21 protein-coding genes and 1 pseudogene are annotated in these 24,306 nt (G+C 68.7%); 21 read left to right on the plus strand and 1 reads right to left on the minus strand.

Translation table 11 applies throughout. The features are described from left to right. Positions 1-184: 184 nt before the first annotated feature. Positions 185-724: an SRPBCC family protein gene (locus CNO20_RS13440; RefSeq protein WP_101296629.1), complete on the minus strand. Its 540-nt coding sequence runs from the start codon at positions 722-724 to the stop codon at positions 185-187. A 111-nt stretch (positions 725-835) separates the two neighbouring features. Here CNO20_RS13440 and CNO20_RS13445 point away from each other — a divergent pair, with 111 nt between their 5' ends. From CNO20_RS13445 to CNO20_RS13545, 21 genes and pseudogenes are all read left to right on the plus strand, one after another. Next, a complete protein-coding gene (locus CNO20_RS13445) occupies positions 836-2,005 on the plus strand; it encodes an ABC transporter substrate-binding protein (protein WP_101296630.1) in 1,170 nt (389 codons plus the stop codon). A gap of 204 nt (positions 2,006-2,209) precedes the next feature. Continuing rightward, on the plus strand, positions 2,210-3,367 hold the full coding sequence (locus tag CNO20_RS13450; RefSeq protein ID WP_101296631.1) for a FecCD family ABC transporter permease: 1,158 nt from the start codon (positions 2,210-2,212) through the stop codon (positions 3,365-3,367). Further along, entirely contained in the window at positions 3,367-4,341 is a 975-nt protein-coding gene (locus CNO20_RS13455) for an ABC transporter ATP-binding protein (protein WP_233204181.1), read from the plus strand. Before CNO20_RS13450 ends, CNO20_RS13455 begins: the two co-directional genes overlap by 1 nt. Positions 4,342-4,391: 50 nt before the next feature. Beyond that, positions 4,392-6,328: pseudogene (locus CNO20_RS13460) on the plus strand (ABC transporter ATP-binding protein). A gap of 71 nt (positions 6,329-6,399) precedes the next feature. Continuing rightward, positions 6,400-7,614 carry an ABC transporter substrate-binding protein gene (locus CNO20_RS13465; protein ID WP_101296633.1) on the plus strand — a complete coding sequence of 405 codons (1,215 nt, stop codon included), beginning with the start codon at positions 6,400-6,402 and terminating at the stop codon, positions 7,612-7,614. 72 nt (positions 7,615-7,686) lie between these two features. Then, positions 7,687-8,667: an FAD-binding protein gene (locus CNO20_RS13470; protein WP_143423213.1), complete on the plus strand. Its 981-nt coding sequence runs from the start codon at positions 7,687-7,689 to the stop codon at positions 8,665-8,667. Positions 8,668-8,774: 107 nt separating this feature from the next. Continuing rightward, the gene (locus CNO20_RS13475; RefSeq protein WP_101296634.1) at positions 8,775-10,667 is read left to right on the plus strand and encodes a flippase activity-associated protein Agl23; all 1,893 of its coding nucleotides are present in this window, start codon (positions 8,775-8,777) and stop codon (positions 10,665-10,667) included. Positions 10,668-10,745: 78 nt separating this feature from the next. After that, a complete protein-coding gene (locus CNO20_RS13480) occupies positions 10,746-11,936 on the plus strand; it encodes a 5-(carboxyamino)imidazole ribonucleotide synthase (RefSeq protein ID WP_101296635.1) in 1,191 nt (396 codons plus the stop codon). Between the two features lie 106 nt (positions 11,937-12,042). Further along, a complete protein-coding gene (gene purE / locus CNO20_RS13485) occupies positions 12,043-12,672 on the plus strand; it encodes a 5-(carboxyamino)imidazole ribonucleotide mutase (RefSeq protein WP_101296636.1) in 630 nt (209 codons plus the stop codon). 168 nt (positions 12,673-12,840) lie between these two features. Beyond that, the gene (locus CNO20_RS13490; protein ID WP_101296637.1) at positions 12,841-13,254 is read left to right on the plus strand and encodes an NADH-quinone oxidoreductase subunit A; all 414 of its coding nucleotides are present in this window, start codon (positions 12,841-12,843) and stop codon (positions 13,252-13,254) included. After that, a complete protein-coding gene (locus CNO20_RS13495; RefSeq protein WP_101296638.1) occupies positions 13,251-13,964 on the plus strand; it encodes an NADH-quinone oxidoreductase subunit B in 714 nt (237 codons plus the stop codon). Before CNO20_RS13490 ends, CNO20_RS13495 begins: the two co-directional genes overlap by 4 nt. Next, positions 13,961-15,625 (plus strand): NADH-quinone oxidoreductase subunit D, encoded by a 1,665-nt coding sequence (locus CNO20_RS13500; RefSeq protein ID WP_101296639.1) that lies wholly within the window; start codon positions 13,961-13,963, stop codon positions 15,623-15,625. Before CNO20_RS13495 ends, CNO20_RS13500 begins: the two co-directional genes overlap by 4 nt. After that, the gene (locus tag CNO20_RS13505; protein ID WP_101296640.1) at positions 15,625-16,719 is read left to right on the plus strand and encodes a complex I subunit 1/NuoH family protein; all 1,095 of its coding nucleotides are present in this window, start codon (positions 15,625-15,627) and stop codon (positions 16,717-16,719) included. The genes CNO20_RS13500 and CNO20_RS13505 overlap by 1 nt, the downstream gene beginning before the upstream one ends. Then, positions 16,716-17,177 (plus strand): NuoI/complex I 23 kDa subunit family protein, encoded by a 462-nt coding sequence (locus CNO20_RS13510; RefSeq protein WP_101296641.1) that lies wholly within the window; start codon positions 16,716-16,718, stop codon positions 17,175-17,177. The genes CNO20_RS13505 and CNO20_RS13510 overlap by 4 nt, the downstream gene beginning before the upstream one ends. An 84-nt stretch (positions 17,178-17,261) precedes the next feature. Then, positions 17,262-18,098, plus strand: coding sequence for a class I SAM-dependent methyltransferase (locus CNO20_RS13515; protein WP_101296642.1), 837 nt, complete (start codon positions 17,262-17,264; stop codon positions 18,096-18,098). Positions 18,099-18,221: 123 nt separating this feature from the next. Next, positions 18,222-18,482, plus strand: a complete 261-nt coding sequence (locus CNO20_RS13520; protein WP_101296748.1) for an NADH-quinone oxidoreductase subunit J — start codon at positions 18,222-18,224, stop codon at positions 18,480-18,482. After that, entirely contained in the window at positions 18,479-18,886 is a 408-nt protein-coding gene (locus CNO20_RS13525; protein ID WP_233204183.1) for a proton-conducting membrane transporter, read from the plus strand. The genes CNO20_RS13520 and CNO20_RS13525 overlap by 4 nt, the downstream gene beginning before the upstream one ends. Next, the gene (nuoK, locus tag CNO20_RS13530) at positions 18,886-19,188 is read left to right on the plus strand and encodes an NADH-quinone oxidoreductase subunit NuoK (protein WP_101296643.1); all 303 of its coding nucleotides are present in this window, start codon (positions 18,886-18,888) and stop codon (positions 19,186-19,188) included. Before CNO20_RS13525 ends, nuoK begins: the two co-directional genes overlap by 1 nt. A gap of 3 nt (positions 19,189-19,191) precedes the next feature. Then, on the plus strand, positions 19,192-21,228 hold the full coding sequence (nuoL, locus tag CNO20_RS13535) for an NADH-quinone oxidoreductase subunit L (protein ID WP_101296644.1): 2,037 nt from the start codon (positions 19,192-19,194) through the stop codon (positions 21,226-21,228). Then, complete coding sequence (locus CNO20_RS13540) at positions 21,225-22,757, plus strand: complex I subunit 4 family protein (protein ID WP_101296645.1); 1,533 nt, start codon at positions 21,225-21,227, stop codon at positions 22,755-22,757. The genes nuoL and CNO20_RS13540 overlap by 4 nt, the downstream gene beginning before the upstream one ends. After that, positions 22,757-24,271 carry an NADH-quinone oxidoreductase subunit N gene (locus CNO20_RS13545; protein ID WP_101296646.1) on the plus strand — a complete coding sequence of 505 codons (1,515 nt, stop codon included), beginning with the start codon at positions 22,757-22,759 and terminating at the stop codon, positions 24,269-24,271. The genes CNO20_RS13540 and CNO20_RS13545 overlap by 1 nt, the downstream gene beginning before the upstream one ends. The last annotated feature ends 35 nt before the right edge of the window (positions 24,272-24,306 follow it).

Here is a 24,306-nt window from a genome sequence, read left to right on the forward strand (position 1 = left end):
GGAGCGACGGTGTGGCGAGACGGTGACGAGACGATCAGGATCGACGGGCGGCGAGAGTTTATCAGCGAGGACGGGACCAACTGCGGCCGTGCCCTGAGAAATCGGCGCGAGGGGGCACGCGGTCGCACGGCGCACCCCCTCGCGCGCGGTCGGCGCGCCGTCTGTTCGCCTCCGCTTCGCCCCGTCAGATCTCGCTCGGGCGCTTGCGGACCGTCAGTTCCACGTCCCGATTTCTGCCTTCGAGATCCGCGACGATCCGCGCGACGATGCGCTCGGCCTCCTCGAGCACCTTCGGCCTGATCCGGGCGAGCACCCAGTCGAACGAGACGAACGCGGGCAGGTCGACCGCGCCGTCCCGCGCCGAGTCGGCATCGAACACGATCTCGAAGTACACCCGGCAGCCGGTCTCCGCGTCGGGGGGCGCGTCGGGCGGCAGTTCGGCGAGCGGTTCGATCCGCCAGCGACCGTGCGCGTGGATGTCCTTGACGACCCGCCAGTCGATGCAGGCCGGGGGTTCGACGTCTGTCACCTCGGAGTGGGCGGTGTAGGTGAGTTTCCACCACGAAAACCGGAGCGCGTACCTGGTCCCCGGGGAGCCGTCGCCGTCGCTCCTGACCTCTTCGAGGTACTTCGAGTAGTCCGCGTAGCGCGGAAAGTCGATGAGAAAGTCGTACACCTCGTCGGGGGGGAGGTACACGACGGTCGAAACTACGATCTCGTCCACGCGCTCTGATTCGGGGGCGGCCCACTAAGCCTTGCGGGCGATCCGTTCCGACGGATTCGGCACGCCTAAAGATCGACGGTTTTATGTCTTTTAGGCCTGCCTAAACGGATAATGCAGCGACGCGAACTACTCGGCATCGGTGCGGGAGCCCTGACGACGGCGCTCGCCGGCTGTGCCGGCGGCGACGGCGAGTCCGACGGATCGACAGGCGACGGGAACGAGAGCGGCGGAACCGGAACGACCCAGCAGGACGGCTCCGGCGACGGAGGGGGGTCCTACACCGTCTCCATGGAGCCCGTCGGCGACGTCACGTTCGACGCGGTGCCGGAGAAGTGGCTCGTGTACGAGTCCGGCTACGCGGACATGGGTGTGGCCCTCGGGCAGGCCGACGGGCTCCTCGCCGTCGGCAACAAGCCGCGGTACTACACCCGCTATTACGACGAACTCGACGGCGTGAACGTCGACCTCGGTTCGGTGAACCAGCTGCTCGGCGACAGCTACCAGATCGACAAGGAGCTGTTCTACGAACTCGACGCCGACGTGCACCTCGTCGACCCGAACTGGCTCGTCAAGGGATCGTCGTTCGGCCTCGAACAGAAAGACGTCGACGAGATCCGCGAGAACGTCGCCCCGTTCATCGGCAACACGATCTTCCGCCGGACGGACTCGTCGTGGCACACCTACCGCTACTACACGATGTACGAGGCGTTCGGGAAGGTCGCCGAGGTGTTCCAGGAGACGGAGCGCTACGAGGCGTTCAAGTCGTTCCACGACGACTACGTCTCGCGCGTCCAGTCGGAGCTCCCGAACGAGCGCCCGAACGCGCTTCTCACCTTCGCCGACGGCGACCAGCCCGAGGAGTTCTCCCCGTACCGCCTGACGGACAAGGGGACCAACAAGAAGCAGTTCCGCGACCTGGGCATCGAGGACGCCCTCACCGGCACGGGCGTGAAGGGTCTGTCGACGAGCGACCGCGGCACCATCGACTACGAGACCATGCTGGAAGTGGATCCCGACGTGCTGCTGGTGCGCGGCCACGAGACCAAGACGGCGGAGGAGTTCGAGAACACCGTCCTCTCGTTCATGAAGAACCACGACGTGGCGAGCGAGCTCACCGCCGTCAAGAACGACATGGTGTTCCGCGGCGGCCCGATCTACCAGGGCCCCATCCAGCACCTCTTCACGCTCGAACGCGCCGCGACCGATCTCTTCCCCGACACCTTCTCCGGCGAACTGTTCGACCGAAACGAGGTCGCGAAGATCGTCGCCGGCGACGCCTGACCGCCCGGCCGACGAACTGCGGACGGCGGACTCTCTCGCGCCGTCCGGCGAAGAGGGAGCCTAGGCGAGGGCGAACGTGTCCGCCGACGCACGGTCGCTCCGACTTTCAGGAACCGAAGCCCTTTTGCGGAGTTAGGTGAACCTAAAACCCATGCAAACGGAACGGCTCCGGGAACCGACGTGCCGCCGGGAGGGCCGGTAACCGTGTCGAGCGACACGCGGACGGGGACGGCCGTCGGAACGCGCGCCGGGGGGCGGTTCGGATGGCTGGATCGGTCGCTCGTCTCGCTCGTCGTCGGAAGCGCTCTCATCGTCCTGGGGGGCGCGCTGGTGCAGGTGAGCTTCGGCGCGTACTCGATGACCATCGGTCAGGCGTGGAACGCGGTGTTCGACCCCGCCGTGTGGACGAACCCGCAGGTGCTCCTCGGGTTCTTCGTCGGCGAGGAGGCCACGACGGCGTTCCTGTCGGCGGTCGGCCTGTCGACCGCCTCCGTGGACCTGTCGAAGGAATCGCTCATCGTCTGGAACATCCGGCTGCCGCGGGTCGTCGTCGGCGTCCTCGTCGGGATGAACCTCGCCGTCTCCGGCGCGATCTTCCAGGCGGTCACGCGCAACGAACTGGCGAGTCCGTACATCCTCGGCGTGAGTTCGGGCGCGGGGCTGGTGATCCTCCTCACGCTGGTCGTGTTCAGCGGCATGACGGCGTTCCTCCCGCTCTTTGCGGCGCTCGGCGGCACCGTCGCCTTCCTCATCGTCTACGGCATCGCCTGGAAGAACGGGACCAGCCCCGTCCGACTCGTCCTCGCGGGCGTCATCGTCTCGACCGTGTTCGGCTCGCTCCAGACGGGGCTGTACCTGCTCGCGGACGACATCAGCGTCGTCCAGAGCGCCATCGCGTGGACGACCGGCTCGCTCACGGGCACGGACTGGGAGCAGGTTCGGATGGCGCTGCCGTGGACGGTCCTGTCGATGCTCCTCTCGCTCGTCGCCTCGCGCCAGCTGAACGTGCTGCTCCTCGGCGAGAAGACGGCGAAGTCGCTCGGCATGTCCGTCGAGCGCGTCCGCTTCGCGCTGTCGGGGATCGCGATCCTCGCCGCCAGCGCCGCCATCGCGGTCGCCGGGATCGTCGGCTTCGTCGGCCTCATCGTCCCGCACATGGTGCGAAACATCGTCGGCAGCGACTACAAGCGGCTCGTGATCGGCTGTATCTTCGCCGGTCCCGCCTTGCTCGTCGCCGCCGACGTCGGGGCGCGGCTCGCGCTCAGCCCGGCGCAGATCCCGGTCGGCATCGTCACCGGGCTCGTCGGCGGCCCGTACTTCCTGTACCTGATGCGGAAGAAAGAGCGGCTGGGGGAGATCTGATGACTGGCGTCGAACCACCCGAGGGAACGGGGATGGACGAACCGGCGGGCGACGGGACGGAAGCGACGAAGGCGGGAGCGGAGCGGACGGACGCGGAGACCGAACCGGCGGAATCCGGGGACGAACAGGCCGGTTCCGAGGTCGAGGTGGCGGCCGCGGCCCGCAACGGCCGCGGGACGACCGCCTGCGAGCTCTGCGGCGAGGACCTCGCCGTCGGCTACCCGAGCACCGACGAGCCCGTCGTCGAGTGCGAGTCCGTCGTCGTTCCCGCCGGGGAGATCACGGCGCTCGTCGGGCCGAACGGCTCCGGCAAGAGCACCCTCCTGCGGGCGCTGTCGAACCAGCTCGAACCCGAGCGCGGGAGCGTCGTCCTCGACGGTCAGGACGTTCAGGGGCTCGGGACGAAAGAGCTCGCCCGAAAGCTCGGCCTGCTCTCTCAGGAGAACGAGGCACCGGGGAGCCTCACCGTCGAAGACCTCGTCTACCACGGGCGGTACCCGCACCGCGGCTTCTTCGAATCCGTCGACGAGGACGACGCCGCCGCGGTCGAGAACGCGCTGAACCTGGCGGGCGTGACGCACCTGCGCGACGCCGACGTGGGGAACCTGAGCGGCGGGCAGAAGCAGCTCGCGTGGATCGCCATGGTGCTCGCCCAGGAGACCGACGTGCTGCTCCTCGACGAGCCGACGACGTTCCTCGATCTGCACCACCAGCTCCGCGTCATGGAGGTCGTCCGGACGCTGAAGGAAGAGCGCGACGTGACCGTCGCGGTGGTGCTCCACGACATCGGGCAGGCCGCCCGGTTCGCCGACAACCTCATCGCCATGAAGGACGGCGAACTCTACGACTGGGGGCCGCCGCGGAAGGTCGTGACGGAGGAGCTGCTCCGGGACGTGTTCCGCGTCGACGCGAGCGTCGACTCCGAGAGCCCCACCGGTCCGCACATCTCGCCGCACCGCGCGATAGATGAGTAGCGACGGGAGGGGCGGATCGGCGATCGATACGCCCCGGTGGAGGGCGGCCGGTGGCTGACGGTTTCCGGGAGGAGAACCCGTTCGACGCGTACCGCGAGCGCGTCGACCGACCGCTCGTCAGGCTGTTCCGCGAGTACGGGTCGGCCGAGTGGCCGTGGTTCGTCGCGGGCGTGCTGTCGAACCTGTTCGGACGCGCGGCGAGCCTCGTGCCGCCCGTCGTCCTCGGCGCGGCCATCGACGGGGTGTTCGGCGGCGGCGACTACGACCTGCTTTTCCTCCCCGACGCGTGGGTGCCGGCCGGGGACGCGGAGCGGTTCTGGTTCTCCGCGGCGCTCATCGCCGGGGCGTTCGTCGCAGCCGCGCTCTTCACCTGGATCTGGGGCGTGACGATGAACTTCTTCGCGCACAACGTCATGCACGCCGTTCGGGTCGACACCTTCGAGAAGATGCAGTCGCTCGATATGACGTTCTTCGACGACAAACAGACCGGCGAGGTGATGAGCGTCCTCAACAACGACGCGTCGAACCTCGAAGTGTTCCTCGACAACGCGCTGAGCGACGCGATCCGCATCGCGTGACCGTCGTCGGCGTCGCCGTCATCCTCTTTTCGCTCAACGCCGGCCTCGCGGTCGTCGCGCTCGTCGCGGTGCCGCTCCTCGTCGCCTTCACGCTCTGGTTCATGCGCGCGGTCGAACCGCGGTACGCGGCGGTCCGGTCGAGCGTCGGCCGGCTCAACACCCGCCTCGAAAACAGCCTGAGCGGCATCGAACTCGTCAAGACGACGAACGCCGAGGAGTACGAGAACCGGCGCGTCCGCGCGGCGTCGGAGGAGTACCACCGCACGAACATGGACGTGCTGAAGCTCAGCTACTTCTACCGCCCGGGGATGGAACTCCTCGCGGGACTTTCGTTCGCCGCGACGTTCGTCGCGGGCGGGTTGTGGCTGTTCACCGGCGCGCCGCCCGGTCCGCTCGCGGGAACGGGGGCTGAAGGCCTCGAAGTCGGCGTTTTCGTGACCTTCGTCCTGCTCACCCAGCGGTTCGTCGCGCCGCTGGCGCAGGTGAGCAACATCGTCGACTGGTACGAGAACGCGAAGGCGTCGGGCGAGCGCGTCTTCGGCCTGATGGACGTCCCCGCCCGGATATCGGACGATCCCGACGCGGCCGAGTTGACCGAGGTCCGCGGCGACGTGGCGTACGACGGCGTCTCCTTCGCTTACGAGGAGGACGGCGAGCGCGTGCTCTCCGATCTCACCTTCTCGGCGGCAGCGGGCGACACGGTCGCGCTCGTCGGACCGACCGGTGCGGGAAAGTCGACCGCGCTGAAGCTCCTGCTCCGGCTGTACGACGTGACCGAGGGGGAGATCCGCGTCGACGGCCGCGACGTGCGCGACGTGCGCCTGGCGAGCCTCAGGGACGCCGTCGGCTACGTCGGGCAGGAGACGTTCCTCTTCGACGGGACGATCGCCGAGAACGTCCGCTACGGACGGTTCGACGCGTCCGACGAGGAGGTGGTCCGTGCGGCGACGGCGGCCGAGGCGCACGACTTCATCACAACTCTTCCCGACGGCTACGACACGCGCGTCGGCGAGCGGGGGGTGAAGCTCTCCGGCGGCCAGCGCCAGCGCATCAGCATCGCCCGGACCGTGCTGCAGGACCCGGCGATCCTCGTGCTCGACGAGGCGACCTCGGCGGTCGACACCGAGACCGAACTGCTCATCCAGCGGAGCCTCGACCGGCTGGCCGCCGACCGGACGACGTTCGTGATCGCCCACCGCCTCTCGACGGTCAGGGACGCCGACCTGATCCTCGTTCTCGACCGGGGCCGCATCGTCGAGCGGGGCACCCACGAGGAGCTGCTCGCGCGGGACGGCCTCTACGCGAAACTCTGGGGCGTCCAGGCCGGAACCATCGAGGAGCTGCCTCGGGCGTTCGTCGAGCGCGCGAAGCGGCGGGGGGCGAACGGGGGCGCAGCCGACGGCGGGTGAACCCCGGCGACGACCGCCCAACGCGGTCGAGAATCCGAAGCGGTTATATGTTTTTAGGCTAGCCTAAAAACATGGTCGAGAGGAACACAGATCCGACGCGCAGAGGATTTCTGGAGGGAGGTGCCGCCGTCGCGGGCGGGCTGGCGTTCGCCGGGTGCCTCGGCGGCGACGGATCGACGCCGGACGGATCCGGCTCGGACGGGGGTTCGGACCACGGGTCCGGGAACGGGGACGGATCCGGAGGTTCCTACACGGTCTCGATGGAGCCGATGGGGGAGGTGACGTTCGACGCCGTGCCCGAGACGTGGGTGTCGTACAAGACCGGGTACGGCGACGTCGGAATCGCCCTCGGACTGGCCGACGGCCTCGTCGGCATGGACACCGCGTACGACGAGCTGGAGTTCATGAAGCGGCGCTTTTACGACCAGCTCCCGGGCTTCGAGCTGGACGCCTCGGGGATCACGAACATCCGCGCCGACGGCGAGAACATCGACAAGGAGGTGTTCTACGAGATGGACGCCGACGTCCACCTGATGGACCCGAACCTCCCGCTCGTCTACTTCGAGTGGGACGAGGCCGACGTGCGGGAGATCGCGGAGAACGTCGGCCCCTTCTTCGGGAACTTCAACCGCCGCGAGCGCGACGACTCGTGGGGCGAGCCGTACAAGTTCTACACGCTGTACGAGGCGTTCGAGAAGGTCGCGCGTGTGTTCAAGCGCGAGGACCGGTACGAGGCGTTCGCCGAGATCCACGACGAGGTCCAGTCGGAGATCGAAGCGGCCCTCCCGCCGGAGGGCGAGCGGCCGAGCATCGGGCTGCTCAACGGCGGTTCCGACCCGGCGAAGGGGGAGTTCTACGCGATGGACCCGACCGCGAAGGGCTACGAGATGAAGCAGTACCGCGACCTCGGGATCGAGAACGCCTTCGAGGGCGTCGAGACGGGCCAGTACGGCCTGATCGACTACGAGACGCTGCTCGAAGTAGATCCGGAGATCGTCATCTTCCACTGGGGCGTCACGTACGGGCGGAAGGAGTTCAACCAGCGGTTCATCGATCCGCTGGTGAACCACGAGGTCGGAAAGGAGCTGACCGCGGTGAAGGAGGACAACCTCTACCCCGGGGGCACCGCCGAGCAGGGGCCGGTCATCAACCTCTTCCAGACCGAGATGCTCGCCCAGCAGCAGTACCCGGAGCAGTTCGGCGAGTTCCCCGGGCTCGGCGAGACGCCCGAGGAGACGCTGTTCGACCGCGAGCGCGTCGCGAACGTCGTCGCGGGCGAGTTCTGACCGCCCGGCGACGTCGCCCTCCGCGACGCGAAACCGCGAAGTAAAACGTCCCCCGCGTTCGATTCACGAACCATGACTCCGAACCCCGCGGACGATCCGTCGGACGCCGAAGCCGGAGACGCCGATATCGACGCCGACTCCGGAAGGACCGAGACCGAATCGGCTGAAGCCGAACCGGTGGAAGACGAATCGGTCGACGCCGACCGGGCCGACGCCGAACGGATCGACGCCGATCCGACCGGCTACGACGCCGGGGGCCGTCGGGACGTGCTCGTCGTCGGCGGCGGCGTCGCGGGACTCACCGCGGGCGTCTTCACCGCCCGGGCGGGCCTGGACACGCTCGTCGTCAACGCCGGCGAGTCGATCCTCCGGCGGAACGCCCACCTGGAGAACTTCCCCGGCTTCCCGGCCGGCGTCAACGCCCGGCTCTTCGCCGACATGCTCGAAGCGCAGGCGACCGGAAACGGCTGCGATCTGCTCCGCGGGGAGGTCACGTCCGTCCGTCGCGAGGAGGTGAAAGGGGAGGCAGCGAGAGACGGGTTCGTCGCCGAGGTCGAACTCGACGGGGACGCCGCGGACGGCGGGGAGCGGACGACCGTCGCCGCGAGGTACGTCGTCGCCGCCTCGTGGTCCGACGCGTCGTACCTCGACGGGCTCGGCGTCGACGTCCGCGACGCGGGGAGCAAGCGGTACGTCGGCGAGGACGGCCTCGGCCGGACGAACGTCGAGGGGCTGTACGTCGCCGGCCGGCTCGCCGAGCGGTACCACCAGGCCGTGATCGCGGCGGGCCACGGCGCGCAGACGGCGATCACGCTCGTCCACGACTCCGACGTGCCGTTCTACAACGACTGGGTGACGCCCGAGGGCTACTTCACGGGCCGCGGGCGGGAGGTTCCGCCGGGCTGCGAGGAGATCGACGACCGGGAGCGGCGCGCCCGCGAGCGGGCGTCGATGGCGGCGATGCGGGAGTACTTCTCCGAGCCGCACCCCGACAGACAGCGGACGCACCCCAGCCTGGTCGACGACGAACTCGGCCGGGTGCCCGAAGAGTGAAGTGAGACGGGTCGAGGGGGCGGCCGCGTCCAGGATCGAACTGTCGCCGAGCCCCGGACCGAGCAGCGAACACAAGAGTTGTAATCCATGACGCGCGAGAGGTGGCCATGAGCACGGACGACGGGGTCGGTCCCCTCCCGCGGTCCGCGAACGCGACGCTCCTCGCCGTGGTCGGCGTCACCCTCCTCGCCCTCCTCGCCCGCGTCGTCGGCCTCGGCTCCCGGATCATGCACTGGGACGAGGGCCGCGTCGGATACTGGATCCTCCGGTACCACGAGACGGGCGAGTTCTACTACCGGCCGATCATCCACGGCCCGTTCCTCCCGATCGTCAACGACTACGTCTTCGCCGTCCTGCCCCCCACGGACTTCTCCGCCCGGCTCGTCGTCGCGGTCGTGGGCGGGCTCCTGCCGCTTTCGGCGTGGCTGTTCCGCGACCGGCTCCGCGACGCCGAGGTCGTCGCGCTGGCGCTGTTTCTGGCCGCCGATCCACTGCTCGTCTACTACTCTCGGTTCATGCGAAACGACGTCCTCGTCGCCGCCTTCTCGTTCGCGGCGCTCGCGTTCTTCGTCCGGGGCGTCGACGCCCGCAATCCGTGGTATCTCGCGCCCGCGGGCGCGTCCCTGGGTCTCGCGTTCACGACGAAGGAGAACGCGATCCTCTACGTGCTGTGTTACCTCGGGGCCGCCGCGCTGCTCTTCGACCACCGACTGCTCCGGGCCGCGAGCGACGGACGATCGCCCCGGAGCGCGCTGGACGGCTACTACCGCGACGCCCGGCGGGGGCTCTGCCGGTGGAGCGGGGATCTGCGGACCGCGCTGTTCCGCCTCGGCGGCCACGTCCTCGGCGCGTTCGCGGCGTTCCTCGCGGTGGTCGTCTTCTTCTACGCCCCGCGCCCCGACCTCTGGGGCGTCTTCTCGGATCCGAGCGCCGCGCCGGCCGTGTTCGGCTCGGCCACGTTCGGCGCGTGGGGGGAGTTCTACGACCTGTGGGCCGCAGGCGGCCACCAGTCGCACGACTACCTGCCGTACCTGTTCGATCTGCTGGAGACGATCGCCTACGGCGCGGGCGTCCTCGTCGTGTTCGCCGTCCTCGGCTTCGTCGTCGACGGGTACGCCTCGGACGGGGGGTCGCGCGACCTCGTCGCGTTCGCCGGGTACTGGGGGGCCGCGAGCGTCGTCGGGTACCCCGTCGCCACCGACATCCAGGCGCCCTGGGCCGCGGTGCACGTGGTCGTCCCCCTGACGATCCCGGCGGCGGTCGGCGCGGCCTACGTCTACCGGACGGCTCGCGCGTCGCTCGCCGTCGAAGACGCCGTCGGAGCCGGCCTGGCGGCGGTCGTCCTGCTCGCCGCGGGCGCGGGCGTCGTCGGCGCGAACGCGGCGTACATGGACAGCGCGTCGGTGGGCGACAAGGAGGTCCTCCAGTGGGCGCAGCCCGGAAACGACCTGAAGGACACCGTCGGGACGGTCTGCGCCGTCTCCCGGGAGAACCGCGGAACGGACGTGCTCTTTTACGGGACGCGGAGCCTCCACAACGCCGACGAGGTCCTGTTCTACGTCGAGAACGAGTCGAGCACGCGCGACCCGCCGCCGGGCGGACCGGACTGGCACAGCCGGCTTCCGCTCCCGTGGTACCTGGAGGCCTGCGACGCCGAGGTGATGAGCACGCCCCCGGACGCCGACCCGCGGGCGGTCGCGGCGGACGCCCCGCCGGTCGTCTTCGCCTACGAGTGGGACCGAGCGGACCTCGAACCGCACCTCGACGGCTACGCCGTCTACGAGCACGACTTCAAACTCTGGAGCGAGCGCGTCGTGGTCTTCGTGGACGAGTCGGCGCTGGACGACGGCGCTCGCCGCGGGAACTCCCCGGGCGACGGTCGCGACGGCCGAGTCGGTGATTCGACTGGGAACTCGACCGACGAGTCGACGGGCGACTCGGCAGACGACTCGACCCGCGATTCGACCGCCGACCCCTCCGGCAACTCGACCGGCGGCTGACCCCGGAATACACGTCTGTGCCTATCGGTTCGGAGGGAGTGGCAAATTTTATGCAGGCACGTCCAGTACCGGTCGACCGTGACAGTCACCGTACCCGGTCCGACGCTCGGCGTCGTCGGCGGCGGCCAGCTCGGCCGCATGCTCGCGGAGGCGGCCGCGCCGCTCGGCGTCGAGGTCGTCGTACTCGACCCCACGCCGGACTGTCCGGCCGCGCCGGTCGCCCGCGCGCAGGTCGAGGGGGACTTCGACGACCCGGCGGCCGTCCGCGAGCTCGCCGACCGCGCCGACGTGCTGACGTTCGAAATCGAACTCGCCGACCCGGACCTCCTCGCGGCGGCGAGCGCCGAGGCCGGCGTGCCGGTCCACCCCTCGCCGGACACCCTGCGGACTATCCAGGACAAGCTCGTCCAGAAGGAGGCGCTCGCCGACGCCGGCGTCCCGGTGCCGCCGCTCCGCCGCGTCGACGACGCGGACGACCTCCGCGACGCCCTGGCCGAGTTCGGGAGCGTGATGCTGAAGGCCCGAACCGGCGGCTACGACGGCCGCGGGAACGTGCCCGTCCGATCGGAGGCCGACGTCGAGGACGCGCTCCGCGCGGTCGGCGGAGGCGGGGCGGCGAGCGGCGGCGCGGACGCGATGGCCGAAGCGTTCGTCGACTTCGACCGCGAGCTCTCCGTCATCGGGGTCAAGGGCCGCGACGAGGTCCGGACGTTCCCCGTCGGCGAGAACGTCCACGAGGAGGAGATCCTCCGCGAGACGGTCGTTCCGGCGCGGACGACCCCCGAGATCGCGGAGCGCGCCGACGAGGTCGCCCGCCGGGTGCTCGACCGCCTCGACGGTCGGGGCGTCTACGGGATCGAGCTGTTCGAAGCGAGCGGCGAGATCCTCGTCAACGAGATCGCGCCCAGGCCGCACAACTCGGGCCACTGGACCATCGAGGGCGCGCTGACCTCGCAGTTCGAACAGCACGCGAGGGCCGTCCTCGGGTGGCCGCTCGGCGCGACGGCGCTGCGCGCGCCGACCGTCAGCGCGAACGTCCTGGGAACGGTGGACGAGCCGACGACCGCCGAGCTCCGGGGCGTCGAGCCGGTCCTCGAAGCCGAGGGCGTCGCGCTGCACTGGTACGGCAAGCGCGAGGTGCGGCCGCTGCGGAAGATGGGACACCTCACCGGCGTGGCGACCGGCGCGGACGGCGACGGCTCCGAGGCCGCGGAGGCGCTCCTCTCCCGACTGCGCGACCTGCGGGACGGACTCGCGTTCGCCGAGTGAGCGGCGGGAACCGGGGGAAAGAGGGCCGACCGACGGGACGCGAGAGACGGAAACGGCACCGACGAGCGAAAAGCGGACGAGAGATCGACGACGAACGAGAGACCACATGACCGACACAGACACCGACACCATCGACGGGCTCATCGACCGACTCGAAGCGGAGGCGGCGCAGGACAGGGACCCCGAGACGACACCCGAGGTCGGGATCATCATGGGGTCCGACTCGGACCTCGACGTGATGGCCGGCGCGTACGAGGCGCTCTCCGAACTGGGGTTCGACGAGCAGACCGACTTCGGGAACCCGCCGGAGGCGCGGTTCACCTTCGAGAGCTACGTCGTCTCCGCCCACCGGACGCCGGAGCTGATGTACGCGTACGGGGAGACGGCCGCGGACCGCGGGCTGGACGTGATCATCGCGGGCGCGGGCGGCAAGTCGGCCGACCTGCCGAACGTGACCGCCTCGATCGCCTACCCGCTCCCCGTCATCGGGGTGCCGGTGCAGGAGAAGTCCGTCGACTCGGTCATCGGGATGCCGACGGGCGCGCCGATCGTCGCGGTCGACGCCGGCAAGTCGTTCAACGCCGCGCTGTCCGCCGTCCAGATCCTCGCCCGCCGCCACGACGAACTGACGGAGCGATTACTCGCGTACCACGAGGGCCTGAAAGCGGACGTCGGCTCCGCGTCGCGCGACCTCCACGACCTGGGAATCGACGGGTTCCGGCGCCGGTCCGAGTGACGGCTTCCGGGACCGATCTGTCGGACGAGCTGCTGGGCGAGACGGTGTCCGATCGGTCCGGACCGGTGGCTCCGAAAGCGCTTGAGGGCGTCGTTTTCGCCCGAGCGAGCAACAATCAACGCTTATAGGGGAGCGCCTCTAACCGGCGCACGTTACGGAGACCAGGGTATGAATCCATGGATAGCTATCGGGGCACTGGCAGTCGTCGGCGTCGGCATTCCGCTGGGGATGATGGCGGCGTCGGCGATTCTACGGCCGAGTGTTCCGGAACAAGGGAAAAGCGCCATCTACGAGAGCGGCGAGATCCCGACGGGAACGGCGCGCATCCAGTTCAACATCCAGTACTACATGGTTGCGCTGCTGTTCGTCGTCTTCGACATCGAGACGGTCCTCATCTTCCCGTGGACGGTCATCTATCGCTCCGCGCTGGAGCAGGGCGTCAGCCTCGGAGCGGTGCTGGCGCCGATGCTCGTCTTCATCGGAATCCTCGTCGTCGGTCTCGTCTGGGCATGGCGGAACGGTGCGGTCAAGTGGGTGAAGAGCCCGCGCGCCTCGCGCCGTAAGACGGAGAGACAATCATGAGTAGCGACCAACCATTCGTCACTGACGACACGCAAGTACTGACCGAGACGCGCGACGCTCGGATGACCGGCGAAGCGCCGGGCGCGACGGACGATCGGTTCAACTCTAAGCTTCGCGAAGCGTTCGGCTCCTCGCCGTTCATCCTCACGAAGTTCGACAAGTTCATGAACTGGGTCCGCGGCTCGTCGATGTTCATGCTGCAGTTCGGGATCGCCTGCTGCAGCATCGAGATGATGCACACGTACGCGGTCAAACACGACCTCGACCGCTTCGGCGCGGGCGTGCCGCGCGCGTCGCCGCGGCAGGCGGACGTGATCATCGTCCCCGGGACGATCGTCTCGAAGTTCGCCCCGCGGATGAAGCGCGTCTACGACCAGATGCCCGAGCCCAAGTTCGTCGTCGGCATGGGCAACTGCACCATCTCCGGCGGGCCGTTCCAACAGGGGTACAACGTGATCAAGGGGGCCGAGGAGGTCATCCCCGTCGACATCCACATCCCCGGCTGCCCACCCCGCCCCGAGGCGCTCATCTACGGCGTCGCCAAGCTCCAGGAGCGGATCGCCAACGGGGAGAGCGCGCCGGTCGTCGTCAAGCCCTACGAACTCGAACAGTTCGGTGACCTCGACCGCGACGAGATCGTCGACCAGCTCGCGGCGCAGATCGACGAGGACGACCTCGTGATGCGGTACAACTGGGCTGATTCGCCATGAGTCTGGAGCAACCACGGGACGCCGCGGCCGTCGAGCGGACCCTCGGCGACGAGCTCGAGACGCTGCTCGGCGACCGCGTCCTCGGTCGCGAGGAGCACGTGAACGCGCCGGGGTTCGTGATCCGCCCCGGCGACGTCCAGGACGTGCTGTTCCGCCTGCGCGACGAGGCCGGCTTCGACCACCTCTCCTGCGTGACCGCCCAGGAGTACGAGGACCGCTACGAGTCGATCTACCACCTCAAGAAGTACGCCGACCCGACTCAGGAAGTGAGCGTCGTCGTCCCGACCGACAAGGAAAACCCCGTGAGCCAGTCGGCCGAACCCGTGTATCGCACGGCCGACTGGCACGAGCGCGAGGCGTACGATCTGGTGGGAATCAAATACGAGGGCCACCCGGACCTCCGGCGGATCCTCCTGCCCGAAACCTGGCAGGGCCATCCGCTCTCGCTCGACTACGACCAGGACCGCCCCCAGGTCGTCCCCCTGCGCGAGCACGCCAACCCCCTCCACGAGGACCACGCCGACGAGCAGGACGCGGACACGATGTACATCAACGTCGGCCCGCACCACCCCGCGACCCACGGCGTGCTCCACCTCAAGTGCATCCTCGACGGCGAGCAGGTCGTCGACGTCGAGTCGGACATCGGCTACCTGCACCGGTGCGAGGAGCAGATGGCCCAGCAGGGCACCTACCGCTACCAGATCATGCCCTACCCCGACCGCTGGGATTACATCTCGGCGGGGCTGCTGAACGAGTGGGCGTACGCGCGCGCCGCCGAGGACCTCGCGGACATCGACGTGCCCGAGTACGCGCAGGTCGTCCGCACGATGGGGGCCGAACTGTGCCGCATCGCCGCGCACATGCTGGCCGTGGGGACGTTCGCGCTGGACGTGTACGGCGACTTCACCGCGATCTTCATGTACGCGATACGCGACCGCGAGAAGGCCCAGAACATCCTCGAGGATCTCACCGGCCAGCGGCTGATGTTCAACTACTTCCGGCTCGGCGGCGTCGTCTGGGATCTCCCAGAACCCAGAGAAGAGTTCTTCGAGAAGATCCGCGACTTCCTCGACGACCTGCCGGAGGCGCTCGAGGAGTACCACGACCTCATCACCGGCAACGAGATCCTCCAGGCGCGCACCATCGACACGGGCGTGCTCCCGCCGGACGTCGCGAAGAGCTACGGCGCGACTGGCCCCGTCGCGCGCGGGTCCGGAATCGACTACGACCTGCGGCGGGACGATCCGTACGGGTACTACGACGAGCTCGACTGGGACGTGGCCGTCGAGGACGGCTGCGACAACTTCGCGCGGCTGCTCGTCCGCCTCCGCGAGGTCGAGGAGTCGGCGAAGATCATCGACCAGTGCGTCGACCTGCTCGAAGACTGGCCCGAGGACGAGCGCACCATCCAGTCGAACGTGCCCCGGACGCTCCGGCCCGACGACGACAAAGAGATCTACCGGGCGGTGGAGTCGGCGAAGGGCGAACTCGGGATCTACATCCGCGCCGACGGCACCGACAAGCCCGCGCGGTTCAAGATCCGCAGCCCGTGCTTCTCGAACCTCCAGACGCTGCCGGAGATGTCCAACGGCGAGTACGTGCCTGACCTGATCGCGAGCCTCGGGAGCCTCGACATCGTGCTCGGGGAGGTCGATCGGTGATGGTCCCGCTGCAGGCGCAAGGACAGGGGCAGGCGCAAGCGCAGCCGCAGCTGCTGCCCGAGACGCTCGTCGATCTGCTCGGCCTCGGCGGGTTCGGCGTCCTCGGGGAGATCGTCGCCGCGCTCATCGCCGCGTTCATCGTGGGCAACATCATGCTCACGATGACCGCGGTGGCCGGGCCGTGGGCCAAGCGGAAGATCACCGCGGCGTTCACGGACCGCATCGCGGTCAACCGCGTGGGGCCGTTCGGCCTGCTCATCATCGTGGCCGACGCGGTGCGGCTCCTCTCGAAGGAGCTCATCGTCCCGGAGGGCGTCGACCGCCCCGCGTGGGACCTCGCGCCGATCGTCCTGCCGTTCTCGGCGCTGCTCGGCTTCGCGGTCATCCCGATGGGCAACGGCATCCAGCTGGCCGACCCCGAAACCGGCCTCGTGTTCGCCTTCGCGGTCGCCTCCATCGCGTCGCTCGGCGTCGTGATGGGCGGGTACGCGTCGAACAACAAGTACTCGCTCCTCGGCGGCCTGCGGGCGGTCGCACAGAACATCGCCTACGAGATCCCGCTCATCGTGACGGCGGCGTCCGTCGTCATCTTCACCGGCACGCTCCGGATGAGCGAGATCGTCGCCGCGCAGTCGGCGCCGCTGTTCTCGGTCGCGGGCGTGACGATCCCCTCGTGGTTCGCGTTCGTCAACCCGTTCGCGTTCGCGCTGTTCCTGCTCGCGAACCTGGCCGAGATCGGCCGGAACCCGTTCGACATCCCGGAGGCGCCGACCGAGATCGTCGCGGGGTACCAGACGGAGTACTCCAGCGTCTACTTCGTCCTGTTCTACCTCGGGGAGTTCCTGCACATCTTCCTGGGCGGGGCGCTCATCGCGACGCTGTTCCTCGGCGGTCCGGCCGGACCGGTGCTGCCGGGCTTCGTCTGGTTCGTGATCAAGATCTGGGCCGTCTTCCTGTTCACCCAGTGGGCGCGCTCCGCCGTTCCGCGGTTCCGGATCGACCAGCTCATCGAGATCGGCTGGAAGGGGATGCTCGTGCTCTCCTTCGCGAACCTGGTTCTCACGGCCATCATCGTGGGAGTGATCGCAGCATGATCGGAGTACTCAAATCGATGGCGACGACGATGAAGCACGCCCTGGACGGGACGACGTTCACGGTCGAGTACCCGGACGTCGCGCCCGAGGTGAGCCCGCGGTTCCGCGGGGTCCACAAGTTCAGCCAGGAGCGCTGCATCTGGTGCCGCCAGTGCGAGAACGTCTGTCCGAACGACACGATCCAGATCGTGATGGACGACAAGCGCAACGGCGAGCAGTACAACCTCCACATCGGCCAGTGCATCTACTGCCGCCTGTGCGAGGAGGTCTGCCCGGTGGACGCGATTTTGCTCACGCAGAACTTCGAGTTCACCGCCGATACGAAACACGAGTTCGTGTACAACAAAGAACAGCTGAAGAACGTCCCCTGGTACAAGGACATCGACCCGCTCAACTCCCGCAACCCCGACCGCGGCGCGTGGATCGGAGAAGGAGAGGGCGAGGTCGACTACCAGTAACAGTAACGCCGCGGCCGGGTCGACGCCCGGGTCGGCCCGCGCGGGGCGTCCCGCGATCGACCCCGACGCCGTAACACGATTCACATGTCCGAGGACACGAACCGCGCAGACGGTCCGACCGTCGACCCGGAGACGGCGGCGGCGTTCGGCCGCTGGCTGCTCCGCGCGACCGAGTACGACGACCCGTCGAGACTCGACGCTCGCGTCCGCCTCCGGGAGCGGTTCGGCACTCGGACGAGGGGCTGGTACGAGTGGGTGTTCGATCGGTTCGACCTCCCCGAGCGCGCCCGCGTCCTCGAAATCGGCTGCGGTCCGGGCCACCTGTGGCGGACGAACCGCGATCGGATCCCACCGGGCTGGGCGTGCGTTCTGACCGACTTTTCGACGCCCATGGTCGCGGCGGCCCGGGACGCGCTCGGCGGCTCTCGGACGTTCGACTTCGGCGTCGCCGACGCGGAGGCGGTGCCGTGCGACGACGGGCTGTTCGACGCGGTCGTGGCCAACCACGTGCTCTACCACGTACCGGACCTCGACGCCGCGCTGGCCGAGTTCCGGCGCGTGCTGCGCCCCGGCGGCAGGCTGTACGCCTCGACCGCCGGGGCCGACGACCTACGGGAGCTGTACGACCTCCTCTCTCCGTTCGCCGACGCCGCGCTCGAAGCGCCGTCGGGGTTCACGCTCGAAGGCGGTGCCGAGCGCCTCCGGGCCCGGTTCGACGCGGTGGCGACCTACCGTCACACGGAGACGCTCCGCATCTCGGCGGCCGACCCGCTCGTCGACTACGTCGACTCCCGCCCGGAGTTCGGCGACGCGTCGCGGGAGGCGGTGGCGGCGTTCGTCGGCGAGCACCTCGCGGACGAGGGCCCCATCGAGGCGACGAAGCGCGCCGGACTGTTCGTCGCGGAGGTGGCCGCAGAATGACCGGTTTCGGCGGTCGGTCGGCGCGGCGTCGCGGGAGCGAAGATCCCGAAAGCACAGACGCGAGAGGGGCCGCATGGGCCTATCTCGAAACCTTCAAACCGATTCCTCGTGGAGAAGAAAACAATGGTTTATGAGACCATCGCGTTCGCGCTGTTCGCCCTCATCACCGTGGGCTGCAGCCTCGGCGTCGTCCTCGCGCGGGACGTGTGGCACTCCGCACTCCTGCTCGGGGGCGCGCTGTTGAGCGTCGCGGTGCACTACGTGATGCTGCAGGCCGAGTTCCTCGCAGCGATGCAGATCCTCGTCTACGTGGGCGGGGTCCTCATTCTCATCACGTTCGCCGTGATGCTCACGCGCACGAATCCGGAGGTGAATAGCACATGACCGACGGACCGGACGCCGGTTCGAACCTGCTGCCCGGCCTCGCAGCCGTCGGGTTGTTCCTCGTGATGGTGCTCGCGTTCGCGGGGGCGTCGTTCCCCGCGCCGCAGGGCTTCGGCGGCGACGCCAACGTCACCGCGAGCATCGGGTACGCGATGTTCGACATCGGGAACCTCGGCGACGTCGGCGCGGAGGGCTTCCTCGCGGCGTTCCTCATCGTCGCCATCGTCCTCGACGTGGCGATCGACGGCGCGGTGTTCCTCGCGAAGCGCGAGGAGGGCGGCAGCGTCGTCACCGCGCTGACCGACGGCGGCCGCGACCTGCTCGACCGGTCGCGCGAGGGCCCGAACGCTCCGCGCTCCGAGCGCGGACGGGACGCGCCCCGCCGCGAGGGGGGTGACGAGTGATGGTGCCGGCGCAGTGGTACCTCATGCTCTCGGCGGCGATCTTCTGCATCGGGCTGTTCGGCATCCTGACCCGGCGCAACGCGCTCCTGTTTCTGATGTCGGTCGAGTTGATGCTCAACGCGGCGAACGTCAACTTCATCGCCTTCTCCCTGCAGTGGGGGAACGTCACCGGCCAGACGTTCGCGCTCTTCACGATGGCGCTCGCGGCCGCCGAGGTCGCGATCGGGATCGGCATCATCCTCGTGCTGTACCGCAACTTCAGGGACACCGACGTGACCAAGGCGACGACGATGAGGTGGTAAGATATGGCAGGCGCATTCGACTACACACCGGCGATCGTTCTCTTGCCGTTCCTGTCGTTCCTGCTCGCGCTCGGCGTGGGCAGGAGCATGCCGAAGGGCGGGGCGCTCGCCGGCATCGCGGCGACCGGCGGCTCGCTTCTGCTCTCGGTGTGGGCGATGCTGGCGGTCGCCAACGGCGGGACGTACAACCAGACGATCTACACGTGGGCCGCGGGCACCGGTAACTCGTTCGAGCTGACGTTCGGGCTGCTCGTCGACCCGCTGGCGGCGATGATGCTCGTCATCGTATCGCTGATCGCGTTCCTCGTCCACGTGTTCAGCCTGGGATACATGAACGACGAGGGCGAAACCGGGCTGCCGCGGTACTACGCGGGCCTCGGGCTGTTCACGGCGAGCATGCTCGGCTTCGTCGTGGCGAACAACCTGCTCATGGCGTTCATGTTCTTCGAGCTGGTCGGCCTCTGCTCGTGGCTGCTCATCGGCTTCTGGTTCCGCGAGGAGGCCCCGCCGAGCGCGGCGAAGAAGGCGTTCCTCGTCACCCGCTTCGGCGACTACTTCTTCCTCGTCGGCGTGGTCGCGGTGTTCGCCACCTTCGGCACCGCCGCGTTCGCGGGCGAGGGATCGTTCCCCGCGCTCGCGGAGGCCGCGCTCGCGGGCGAGGCCGCGACCGAGATCAACACGTTCGGCTTCGCGCCGCAGACGTGGTTCACCGTCGTCGGCCTGCTCGTCCTCGGCGGCGTGGTCGGCAAGTCCGCGCAGTTCCCGCTGCACACCTGGCTGCCCGACGCCATGGAGGGCCCGACCCCCGTCTCCGCGCTCATCCACGCGGCGACGATGGTCGCGGCCGGCGTCTACCTCGTCGCCCGGATGTACGGGTTCTACGCGCTGTCGCCGACCGCGCTCGGCATCATCGCGTTCGTCGGCGGTTTCACCGCGCTGTTCGCGGCGACGATGGGCGTCGTCAAGCGCGAGATCAAGCAGGTGCTGGCGTACTCGACCATCTCCCAGTACGGGTACATGATGCTCGCGCTGGGCGCGGGCGGCTACATCGCCGCGACCTTCCACCTGATGACCCACGCGTTCTTCAAGGCGCTCCTCTTCCTGGGCGCGGGGTCGGTCATCATCGCCATGCACCACAACGAGAACATGTGGGACATGGGCGGCCTGAAGGAGCGCATGCCCGTGACCTACTGGACGTTCCTCGCGGGCTCGCTCGCGCTCGCGGGCATCTTCCCGTTCTCCGGCTTCTGGTCGAAGGACGAGGTGCTCTACGAGGCGCTCGCGCACGGCCTCGGCGGGACGCCCCTGCTCCTCGCCGCCTGGGCGATGGGCCTCCTCGCCGTGTTCTTCACCGGCTTTTACACGTTCCGGATGGTGTTTCTCACCTTCCACGGCGAGCCGCGGACGGACGTCGCGCGCGACCCGCACGGCGTCGGCTGGAACGTGAAGGCGCCGCTGACGGTGCTCGGCGTCCTCGCCGTCGTGGCCGGCTTCGTCAACATGGTGCCGGTCGCGAAGCTGACCGGCGCGCACATCGAGTTCCTCCACGACTGGCTCGCCCACGGCCTCGGCGGCCTGACGAGCGAGCACTACGGGGAACTCACTGGCCAGTTCGCGGGCTACGAGACCGGGTACGTCGGCTCGGAGCTGACGACGGTGCTCCTCTCGGGCGCGCTCTCGCTCGGGCTCGCGCTCGCCGGCGCCGGACTCGCGTACAAGCTGTACAACGTCCCCGCGCCGGTCGAGCACACAGACCGCCTCGGGAGCGTCAAGACGCTTCTGTTCAACAACTACTATCAGGACGAATACCAGGTGTGGCTCGCCGACACGGCCGCGCGGAACGTCGCGCGCGGCGCCGATAAGTTCGACCAGGGGGTCATCGACGGCGTCGTCAACGGGATCTCCAGTGTGAGCCTGTTCTCCGGGAGCCGCGTCAGGCGGATCCAGACCGGCGTGGTCAGCAACTACGCCGCGCTGCTCACGCTCGGGCTGGTCGCGCTGCTGCTCGGTATCGGCCTGATGGGAGGTTGGTTCCTATGATCATCGAAGCACTCATCGCGTACACGTTCGTCGCCGCGCTGGCGACGTTCCTCGCCCCCGACGAGCGGGCCGGACAGGTGGCGTTCCTGCTCAGCCTGGTTCCGGTCGTCGGGAGCCTCTACATGTGGGGACAGTACGACGCGACGGGCAACGCCCTGCTCGGGGGCGACCTCGCGTTCGAGACGACGATCGAGTGGCTGCGCGTCGCCGGGTACACGCTGTCGTGGCACGTCGGCGTCGACGGCATCAGCATGCCGCTCATCGTGCTGACGACGGTTCTCACGACGCTGTCCATCGTCAGCGCGTGGACGCCCATCACCGACCGCGCCTCGCAGTTCTACGGCCTCATGCTGTTCATGGAGGCGAACCTCCTCGGCGTGTTCACCGCGCTCGACTTCTTCCTGTGGTTCGTCTTCTGGGAGGCCGTGCTCGTCCCGATGTACTTCCTCATCGGGGTCTGGGGCGGCCCGCGGCGCAAGTACGCCGCGATCAAGTTCTTCGTCTACACGAACGTCGCGTCGCTCGTGATGTTCATCGGCTTCATCGCGCTCGTGTTCGGCCTGGGCGATTCGGTCTCGTCGCTCAGCTTGCCCGAGATCGCGCAGGCGCTCCGCCAGGAGGGCACCCTCGGGCAGTTCGGCGCGCTCACGCCCGAGGCGCTGCGCGCCGTCGCCTTCGCGGCGATGTTCTTCGGGTTCGGCGTGAAGGTGCCGATCGTCCCAGTCCACACGTGGCTGCCGGACGCCCACGTCGAGGCCCCGACCCCGGTGTCCGTGATGCTGGCCGGCGTCCTCCTGAAGATGGGGACGTACGCGCTGCTCCGGTTCAACTTCACGATGCTGCCGGACGTGGCGCAGACGTACGCGGTCCCCATCGCGGCCATCGCGGTGATAAGCGTCATCTACGGCGCGTTCCTCGCGATGGCCCAGCAGGACCTGAAACGCATCGTCGCGTACTCCTCCGTGTCGTCGATGGGGTACGTGATCCTCGGCCTCATCGCATACACCGAGTACGGCGTCGGCGGCGCGACCTTCCAGATGGTCGCCCACGGCCTCATCTCGGGGCTGCTGTTCATGACGGTCGGCGTCATCTACAACGCCACGCACACCCGGATGGTCGGCGACATGTCCGGCCTCGCCGACCGGATGCCGATCACGTCGGGGATCCTCGTCGCCGGCGCGTTCGGCTACATGGGCCTGCCGCTCATGGCCGGCTTCGCCGCGGAGTTCTTCATCTTCGTCGGCTCGTTCGAGTCGGCGGTGCTCCCGTTCGCGCCCGTCTTCACGGCGGCCGCGATGTTCGGCATCGTCATCGTGGCGGGGTACTTCCTCTTCGCGATGCAGCGGACGCTGTTCGGCCCGTTCCGGCTCGAAACGGACTACGAGATCACGTCCGCGCCGGTACACGACACGCTGCCGCTCGCGGTGCTGCTCCTCTGTATCATCGCGCTCGGCGTCGCGCCGGAGCTGTTCTTCGGCATGATCACCGACGCGGTCACTCCGATCCTTAACGCGGGAGGTGGATTCTGATGTTGCTCCAGACGCAGCTTCCGCAGTGGACGGCGCTCGGACCCGCCCTCATCCTGGCGATCACGGCGCTCGTCCTCTTCGTCATCGACAGCGTCGACCCCGATTCGACCGACAGCGCCCTGCTCGCCGGCGTCTCCGTCGTCGGCACGCTCGCCGCGCTCGGCGTGGCCGCCTGGTTCCTCGCGGCCGGGACCGGGCAGGTCGGCACCGGCGGCGAGATCACCCTGTTCCGCGACGCGCTCGTCGTCGACGGGATGAGCCTGTTCTTCACGGCCATCTTCACGAGCGTCGCGGCGATGGTGTTCGTCGCCAGCTACGACTACCTCAAGGACCGGCCCGACCAGGCGGAGTTCTACTCGCTCGTGCTCCTCGCCACGACGGGCATGGCGCTGCTCGCGAGCTCGAACAGCCTCGCGACGGCGTTCATCAGCCTCGAACTCACCTCGTTGCCCTCGTACGCGCTCGTCGCGTACCTCAAGCGCAACCGCGGCAGCGTCGAGGCGGGGCTGAAGTACTTCCTCATCGGCGCGCTCTCGTCGTCGGTGTTCGTCTTCGGCATCAGCCTCGTGTACGCGGTCACCGGCTCGCTGCTCTTCTCGGACGTCGCGTCCGCGCTGGGCGACCTCGATCAGAGCTTCCGGGGCGTCGCCGGCATCGGCGTGCTGATGATCGCCGGCGGCTTCGCGTTCAAGACCGCCTCCGTCCCGTTCCACTTCTGGGCGCCGGAGGCGTACGAGGGCGCGCCCGCGCCCGTGAGCGCCTTCCTGTCGTCGGCGTCGAAGGCCGCCGGGTTCGCCGTGGCGTTCCGCGTGTTCGTCGAGGCGTTCCCCATCGCCACCGCCGTCGACCTCGGCATCGACTGGGTGCTCGCCTTCGGGATCCTCGCGGTCGTGACGATGACGCTCGGCAACTTCGCCGCGGCGACCCAGGAGAACGTAAAGCGGATGCTGGCGTACTCCAGCATCGGCCACGCCGGCTACGTGCTCATCGGCCTCGCGGCGCTGTCGGCCGGCGCGGCGACGAACGGCGACGTGCTCGGCGCGAGCATGGCGCACCTGCTCGTCTACGGATTCATGAACACCGGCGCGTTCCTGTTCGTCGCGCTCGTCGAACACTGGGGCGTCGGGCGGACCTTCGAGGACTACAACGGCCTCGCCGAGCGGGCCCCGATGGCCTGCGCGGCCATGACGGTGTTCATGTTCAGCCTCGCGGGCCTGCCGCCGTTCGGCGGGTTCTTCTCGAAGTACTTCCTGTTCGCCAGCGCCATCGGCGCGGGCTTCTGGTGGCTCGCCGCGTTCGGCGCGCTCAACAGCGCCCTGTCGCTGTTCTACTACTCCCGCGTCGTCAAGGCGATGTGGATCGAGGAGTCGGACGGGTCGTTCGAGCTCACGAGCCGGCCGATCGGCCTGTACGCGGCCATCATGGTCGCCGCGGTCGGGACGCTCGTGCTCCTGCCGGGCTTCGGTCCGGTGATCGAGACGGCCCAGACCGTCGCCGCCGCGCTGTTCGGCTGAACCGCCGGTTCTCCTCCTCGTTTCCGCTCGGACGG

It is taken from the genome of Halegenticoccus soli (assembly GCF_002844195.1).
Classification (GTDB): domain Archaea; phylum Halobacteriota; class Halobacteria; order Halobacteriales; family Haloferacaceae; genus Halegenticoccus; species Halegenticoccus soli.